At 68.2% G+C, this 7,518-nt stretch carries 5 protein-coding genes and 1 pseudogene; all 6 read left to right on the forward strand.

Going from position 1 to position 7,518, the window contains the following annotated elements:
• The first annotated feature begins 74 nt into the window (after positions 1-74).
• Positions 75-1,547, forward strand: a complete 1,473-nt coding sequence (locus Q9S71_RS15050; RefSeq protein ID WP_311863490.1) for a proton-conducting transporter transmembrane domain-containing protein — start codon at positions 75-77, stop codon at positions 1,545-1,547.
• Positions 1,544-4,099, forward strand: coding sequence for a DUF2309 domain-containing protein (locus tag Q9S71_RS15055; RefSeq protein WP_311863491.1), 2,556 nt, complete (start codon positions 1,544-1,546; stop codon positions 4,097-4,099). Before Q9S71_RS15050 ends, Q9S71_RS15055 begins: the two co-directional genes overlap by 4 nt.
• Positions 4,096-4,419 (forward strand): P-II family nitrogen regulator, encoded by a 324-nt coding sequence (locus tag Q9S71_RS15060; protein ID WP_311863493.1) that lies wholly within the window; start codon positions 4,096-4,098, stop codon positions 4,417-4,419. The genes Q9S71_RS15055 and Q9S71_RS15060 overlap by 4 nt, the downstream gene beginning before the upstream one ends.
• 23 nt (positions 4,420-4,442) lie before the next feature.
• Positions 4,443-5,234 carry a DUF6671 family protein gene (locus tag Q9S71_RS15065; protein WP_311863495.1) on the forward strand — a complete coding sequence of 264 codons (792 nt, stop codon included), beginning with the start codon at positions 4,443-4,445 and terminating at the stop codon, positions 5,232-5,234.
• A 282-nt stretch (positions 5,235-5,516) separates the two neighbouring features.
• Positions 5,517-6,839, forward strand: a complete 1,323-nt coding sequence (locus tag Q9S71_RS15070; protein WP_311863497.1) for an ISL3 family transposase — start codon at positions 5,517-5,519, stop codon at positions 6,837-6,839.
• A 456-nt stretch (positions 6,840-7,295) separates the two neighbouring features.
• Positions 7,296-7,518: pseudogene (locus Q9S71_RS15135) on the forward strand (conjugal transfer protein); the annotation flags it as partial.

Consider the following 7,518-nt stretch of genomic DNA (forward strand, 5'->3'; position numbering starts at 1 on the left):
GATCTTTCGTACCAACCTGAGTTTTTTAACCTGTAATTTGACACACGTATTTCTGTGCACCTAACGTATGCAGCATGTCGCTGCTCGCCTTGCTCACCTCCGCCGCGTTGCTCGCTGCGGTTGTCGCCGCCGCCCTCCCCGAGCCCGCGCGCCGTCGCACTTCCGGTTCCTTTTCGATCTGGCCCCTATCCATCGCGACGTTCATCGCCGCCGCCAGCGTGATCCGCGCGGCCGTGGGTGGGGGAGACCTCATCGGTCCTCTCTTTGCACTCCTGGTCGTCGCCCTCACCGTCGTCGTGCAGCTCTACGCCGAGCGGAACCTTCGCGGCGATCCCCGCGCTCGCCCGTTCTTTGCCTTCTCGTCGCTCGCTGCCCTCGGTTCGGCGTCGAGTGTCGCGGCCGATGATGTCCGGCTCCTCGCCGCGGGATGGACGGTCGCCTCGATCAGCACTGTCGCCCTCATCTGGACCGGCGGTCGCAGCCCTCAGACGCGAGCCGCGACGCGGCGGAGCGCCCTCTCGCTGCTCCTCGGCGACCTCGCACTATGGACCGCTGCTGGCATCGCGATCACGGCGACCGGGTCGGCCTCCCTCAACTCGCTCGGTACCCTCGAGCCGGCACCGGCCACCGCGGTGAGCGTTCTCGCGGCAGTCGCGGCAGTCGCCCGCGCCGGATCGTTCCCCCTGCATGGGTGGCTGCCCGCCACGGCCGCAACGACCACTCCCGTTTCCGCTCTCCTCCACGCCGGCTTCGTCAACGCCGGCGCCGTGCTCCTCCTCCGCTTCGCCGAGGTGCCTACGGTCGCCGGCCCGTGGGTGGTCGGCATCGCGGGCGCCTTCACGATGGTGCTTGCGGGCCTTGCGATGCTCACCCGGCCCGACGTCAAGGGAAGGCTCGTGCAGTCGACGGCCGCACAGATGGGTTTCATGCTCGTCGCCTGCTCGCTCGGCGCCTACGGCCTTGCCCTGGTGCACGTCATGGGTCACGCCCTGTACAAGGCGAGCCTCTTCCTTGGGGCAGGCTCGGCGGTAGAGCGGGCGCTCGCGGCCCGCACCGTTGAACAGACGACACCGTCACGCCGAGGCGGCGGGACGGGAGCTGTGGTCGTGGCCCTGGTGGCCCTCGCCGCGATCGGGGCGGGCGGCATCCTGTCGCACCAGACTGCCGCGCTGTTGCTGTTCCCGTTGGCCACCGCGGCTGTTGCAGGAGCGAAGCTTGGCTCGAGCGGTGCGTCGCGGGTGGCGCGTACGGCCACCGTGGCCGGGGTCGCTGCGGCGGCGGTCGGGTACGTCCTCCTTGTATTCCCCGCCGCCGAGTCGCTGGTTCCCACGGTTCCCGCCGCGGCGCTTCCGCCAGCCTTCGCCGTGGCCCTCTTCGCCGTCGCCGCTTTCGTCGCTGCGGCCACACGAACCTCCGGCCGACTGGGCGATCACCTCTTCGCCTTCGGTTTCGCCTGGGGACGACCGGCTCTGCCGGTGCTCCCCACTCGCACACCCTCCACCCCGACCGTCCTGACCGGACCCCTCGAATACGGGAGCACCCGATGACCACCACCGCCACACTCGCTCGACACGCCACCATCCGGGGGTGGGTCGCGGCATCCGGCCGCGCTATCGCGCCGCACTTTCCGCTCGAGACCTTCATCGCCCGCAATCCGGTCGCCGGGTACGAGACTCTCGACCACGATGACGCGCTGCGACTGATCGCTCAGGAGCACGGGGTGTTCCTCACCCCGACCGAGGAGCGCTTCCGTGCACTGCACGCGGAGGGACGGATCCCTCTCAGCGATCTCGTCGCCGCGCTCCACCAATTCGTCCCCGAGGCGCGGTCGCTGCACCCCGTCGTCACGGACGGAGTTGTCACCACACTGTCCGAGGTGCTCCTGCACGACCTTCTCGTCTCGCCACCCGCGACCCCGTTAGGAACATCCCTGCCCACACCCGCGCACACGCTCTCCCCGAAGGTGCACGCACGCGTCGACGACCTCACCAGCCGGTGGCTTACCGCGATCTTCGGCGCGGCCGCCTGGTCGGAGCCGACCCAGCGCGAGGGGATGTGGAATTCCTGGCGCCGCCTCGCCGCACTTGATCCAACCCTGCCCCGTCGGGTGCGCGCGGGCATCCGCTCGGCCCCCGCCGAGCCTGCGGCGGCGATCAACACCGCACTGGAGTGGTGGAGTCTCGACGGATGGGCCGCCGAGGACTTTATTCGCGCCCACGTGCTCGCCCAGCCCGGCTGGTCGGCGCTCGTGCGGCACACGGCGGTCGAGTCACGCTCGGTCGACCTCGCATCGCTCGTCGCGATCCGCGTGACGCTCGAGCACCTGTTGCTCCCGGCCGACGCGACGTTTCCGGCCGCACCTGCAGTCCCGCCCGCCGACAAAGAAGGCCGCCTACGCGCCGTCGCGGACGGCATCGGTGCTGACGCGTCGACCCCGGACGTGCGCGCCACGCTGCAACGCATCCTGTCGCTCATCGATCCCCTCACCCGCCTGAGCATCTGGCAGGAGGCCTACGAACGCGGCGCCGCTAGAGCACTGGCTCCAGCGAGCGCTCCGGTGCTGCGGCCGCTCGGCGATGCGGCGAGGTCGCTCGCGCAGGCGATCTTCTGCATCGACACGCGGTCCGAGAGCTACCGCCGTCACCTCGAAGCGGCGGGACCGATCGAGACGCTGGGCTTTGCCGGCTTCTTTGCGGTGCCGATCTCGTTCCGCGCGGCGGACGGGTCGCCCGAGGTCGCCTCGTGCCCCGTCCTCCTCACACCCCGCGTCGCGGTGACCGAGTCGTCCGTCGACCGCGGTGCGATCGACCGCTGGCGGCGGCAGCGGACGGCGACCGCCGAGCACTGTGGAGCGACGCACGCGTTGGGCGAGTCGACGCTCGCGCCGTACGCATTCGCCGAGACGGCCGGGTGGTTCCTGGGCGCCGCGTCAGTGGCGCGGACGATCGCGCCGCGGCTGTGGAACTCCGCACGAGCCGGGATCCGGCGGCCCAAGCCGGCGACCCGGGTCAACGCGGACGTCGTGTTCAGCCTCGACGAGCGGGTGCTCTACGCCGAGACAGCGCTCCGTATGATGGGGCTCGTCGACGGTTTCGCACCGATCGTACTCATCTGCGGCCATGGGGCTTCCGTCACCAACAACCCGTTCGCAAGCGGACTGCAGTGCGGCGCGTGCGGCGGCCACGAGGGTGAGCCAAACGCGCGCGCCGCGGCGACGATCTTCAACGACCCGGCCACCCGTGACGGACTGGCCGCGCGGGGCATCACGATCCCCGACGACACCCTCTTCGTCGCCGCGCAGATGGACACCGTCACCGACGAGGTGCGTATCCTCGAGCCGTGGACCATCCCGGCGAGCCACGAGACCCGCATCCTCGAACTCGCGCGTCACCTCGAGACGGCGCGCGCCGCGGATGCCGCCGAGCGCACCGCCACCCTGCCCGGCGCCCGGCCGAACACCGACGCCGTGACGGAGACGCTCCGCCGGTCGAGCGACTGGGCAGAGGCGTTCCCCGAGTGGGGACTCGCCGGTAACGCCGCTTTCATCGTCGGGCCGCGGGCGATCACCGCCGGGGTCGACCTCGGCCGCCGAACTTTCCTGCACAGCTACGATGCGGATGCCGACCCCGGCGGGTCGGGCCTTGAGACGATCCTGACCGCGCCGATGGTCGTCGCGCAGTGGATCAACGCGCAGTACACGGTGTCGACGGTCGCGCCCGACCGGTTCGGTGCTGGTCCGAAGCCGCTACACAATGTCGTCGGGACTGCGGGGGTGCTCTCCGGCTTCGGCGGCGACCTGCGCATCGGACTGCCCTGGCAGTCGGTCGGTGTCGGCCACGAGACGCGACACGAGCCGGTGCGGCTACAGGTATTCGTGCAGGCGCCGCTGACACGCATCAACGAGATCATCGACTCGTCGGAGACCGTCCGAAACCTCGTTAAGAACCGCTGGATCACGCTCCGCGCCCGCGAGTACGACACCGCCCGGTGGATGCGGTTCGGCCGTTACGGCTGGGAGACCGAAGATTTGGGAACCGCCCGCGTAGCCGGCACGTCCGCCGGCGACGAAGAGATCACCACGAAGGAGAACCACGCATGAGCATGTCCGACTTGGCCCAGATGACCAAGATCGAGGTGGTCGTCGGCAGCGACGACGTCGCCGAGGTGTCCGCCCTGATGCAGTCGTTGGGTGCCCGCGGCTACACCGCGATCACCGGCGTCGCCGGCGTCGGCCACCACGGCCACCGCGGCGGGCGACTACTATTCAACGACCACGACACACTGACCCTACTCGTCACGGTGGTCGCGCCCGAGCGAGCGGACGCAATCGTCACGGGCATCCGCCCCTTCCTTGACCAGGCCTCCGGCGTAATGTTCGTGTCGCACACGGCGGTGAGCCGCCCCGACTACTTCGCATGAGCGGAGCTTCCCCGTACGCGGGCATGACCGTCGCCGTAGGGACGATGCATGGAAAGGCCGCCGCCTTCGCCCCTGCTTTTGCGCGGTGGCTTGACGCGGAGGTGAGACCGTCGGTCGACCTCGACACCGACGCCCTCGGCACGTTCACCCGGGATGTGGCGAGGGTCATAAGCCCGGAGGATGCGGCGATCGCCAAAGCCCGCGCCGCATCCTCCGAGCTCGGTACACCCCTCGGACTCGCAACCGAGGCGTCGTACTCACCTGCGTTCGGCGGGTTCGGACCGATGATTCACGAGGAACTGGCCGTGTTCGTCGACCTCGAGCGGTGCGTGCAGGTACGGCAGAAGCTCCGCACCTATGCCGCCGTCACGCCGGCACGAACGGTGAGCGACGAGACGGATGCGCGGAAATACCTCTCGCAGATTGGCTTCCCCAATCAAGCAGTCGTCGCCTGGGCGGGTGGTGACCTGCACAAGGGGATCCAGGATGAGGCTACGGTCCTCGCGCTCCTCCGCTCCGGGCCCGTGAATCTCGAACCCGATCTTCGAGCGCACAGAAATCCCATACGTCGTCGGACGCTCCGACGACTTGCGTGGATCCTTGCTGCCCGACTGCTCACGCCCTGTCGAGCCTGCGGATGCCCCGGGTTCGGGCTCGTGGATGTAGAGCGCGGCGTGCCCTGCGCCACGTGCGGGGAGGAGACTGCGAGCGTGCGGGCAGATGTCTTCGGCTGCGCCGCATGCGACGAACGCGTGCTGCGTGATCGCGGAATGCAGGTCGCCGATCCGGCGACCTGCGACGCGTGCAACCCGTGACCGAAACAGCCGCTGGGAACCTCTGATGGGTGCTGGAAGCATCACGACTGCTGGACAGGCGTGCGCCGCCCCTAGCTTCTTGGATGCACCATGGAAGCCGCGGATCGCGGCTCAATAAAATCGGCGCGCTCCAACCAAGGTATGAACAACTCGTCAAACCGGCTCTTCGCAGTTGAGGGTGTAGCGGGGGTGTGAGGTAGTCGGCGCGCGGCGGTCTCGGGAAAGGCGTCGAGGTCTCCCAAGGATGGAAGTTCTCACACTGCCCATCCGGAAGACCTCGACGTGCCTGACGCTACCCCGCAGGCGGGCTTCGCCTGTCCTGACCTGACCACCTTCTGTCGTCTCGACGAGCTCGGCCTCGTCGTGACCGGCCAGCGGCTCGGACCCGACCGGGCCGTGCTCGCGTGTCGTGTCGTCGAGCCCGACCAGTGGTGCCGACGCTGCGGGGCCGAAGGAGCACCTCGCGACACCGTGGTCCGCCGGCTGGCCCACATGCCGCTGGGCTGGCGGCCGACCACGCTCGAAGTCGTCGTGCGTCGCTACAAGTGCAGCGGCTGCGGGCACGTGTGGCGCCAAGACACCAGCTCCGCGGCTGCGCCGCGGGCCAAGCTCACCCGCGCCGGACTGCGATGGGCACTGGAAGGGATCGTTGTCCAGCACCTCACCATCGCCCGAGTCGCCGAAGGGCTCGGGGTCGCTTGGAACACCGCCAATGACGCCGTCCTGGCCGAAGGCAGACGCGTCCTCATCGATGACGACAAGCGGTTCGACGGCGTGAAGGTGATCGGGGTCGACGAACACGTGTGGCGGCACACTCGCCGCGGCGACAAGTACGTCACCGTGATCATCGACCTCACCCCGATCCGCGACGGCACCGGCCCAGCCCGGCTGCTGGACATGGTCGAGGGCCGTTCCAAGCAGGCGTTCAAGACCTGGCTCACCGAACGCGACGAGACCTGGCGCGACGCCGTCGAGGTCGTCGCCATGGACGGCTTCACCGGCTTCAAGACCGCTGCCGCTGAAGAGGTCCCAGCCGCCGTCGCGGTCATGGATCCCTTCCACGTCGTCCGCCTCGCCGGCGACGCACTCGACCAGTGCCGGCGCCGCGTACAGCTGGCGATCCACGGCCACCGCGGCCACCGGGACGACCCCCTCTACAAGTCGCGGCGGACACTGCACACCGGTGCCGACCTGCTCACCGACAAGCAACGCGACCGCCTGCGGGCGCTGTTCGTCGACGACACGCACGTCGAGGTCGAGGCAACCTGGGGGATCTACCAGCGGATGATCGACGCCTACCGCACCGATGACCGAGCACACGGCCGCGAACTGATGTCCAAGCTGATCAACGACCTCAGCGGCGGGGTGCCGAAGGCGTTGGTCGAGATCGCCAAGCTCGGTCGGACCTTGAAGAAGCGTGCCTGCGACGTGCTGGCCTACTTCGACCGCCCCGGCACCAGCAACGGGCCGACCGAGGCCATCAACGGCCGGCTCGAGCACCTCCGCGGCTCCGCCCTCGGGTTCCGCAACCTGACCAACTACATCGCCAGATCGCTGCTCGAGACCGGCGGCTTCAGACCCCAACTACACCCTCGATTGGGATGAGCCACTTTGCTTGTTGCCCTCATCGGGCGTATACTTTGACTGAGTCAATTTGGTTTCCTGCTTTCTGGTAAGGACCATCGGATGGCCCCGAATTAGTGGTTCGGGGCCTTTTCCGTTTTCGGGCGGATTTGCCTTCAATGGTTTGTGACGCATTCCTTTGTCACTGCTACTATTCTACCACGAATTTCCGAATTCGATTGGAATTAGCGCGCCTTTGTGATATCGTTCGCTTTTCCTCTCAGGGCAACAAGTCGGGTTTATCCCCTGTCAAATACGGCGGACATTCTGCGCGACCTCTACGCCGTCGTTTCCCACCCCTGCGGCACATCTGATGCTGTCGGGACGGAAGCGCAATCAGCGGTCCTCCGCGGTGACTGACCCCTTCTCGTCCACACCGATAATCGCTCTTATGTCGGGCCGGTGGACAGAACGGGCGCCTCTCTTCTCGGTCGACCGCGACCGCAGTTCGACCCGCACGCGTTCGTGCGCTCGAACGACACCCTCTACAGCCCTCTCCAAGGAGGGCCGCGGAACTGCCGGCCCGCTGGTGACCGCGCTGACGGCCGCAACCGTTGAAGCGGCTGAGGAGTATGCGACCACGCAACCGGGCGGGCGCCTGCAGGTGCCGATGCTCGGTGTTCTCGACGAGGCCGCAAACGTGTGCCGTTGGCACGACCTC

The organism is Microbacterium gawkjiense, assembly GCF_031932225.1.
Taxonomy (GTDB): domain Bacteria; phylum Actinomycetota; class Actinomycetes; order Actinomycetales; family Microbacteriaceae; genus Microbacterium; species Microbacterium gawkjiense.

Bases quoted from the DNA above. Each gene is read 5' to 3' on its own strand.
- Q9S71_RS15065 (WP_311863495.1), top strand. From the start codon at position 4,443: ATGACCGTCGCCGTAGGGACGATGCATGGAAAGGCCGCCGCCTTCGCC.
- Q9S71_RS15055 (WP_311863491.1), top strand. From the start codon at position 1,544: ATGACCACCACCGCCACACTCGCTCGACACGCCACCATCCGGGGGTGG.
- Q9S71_RS15050 (WP_311863490.1), top strand. From the start codon at position 75: ATGTCGCTGCTCGCCTTGCTCACCTCCGCCGCGTTGCTCGCTGCGGTT.
- Q9S71_RS15060 (WP_311863493.1), top strand. From the start codon at position 4,096: ATGAGCATGTCCGACTTGGCCCAGATGACCAAGATCGAGGTGGTCGTC.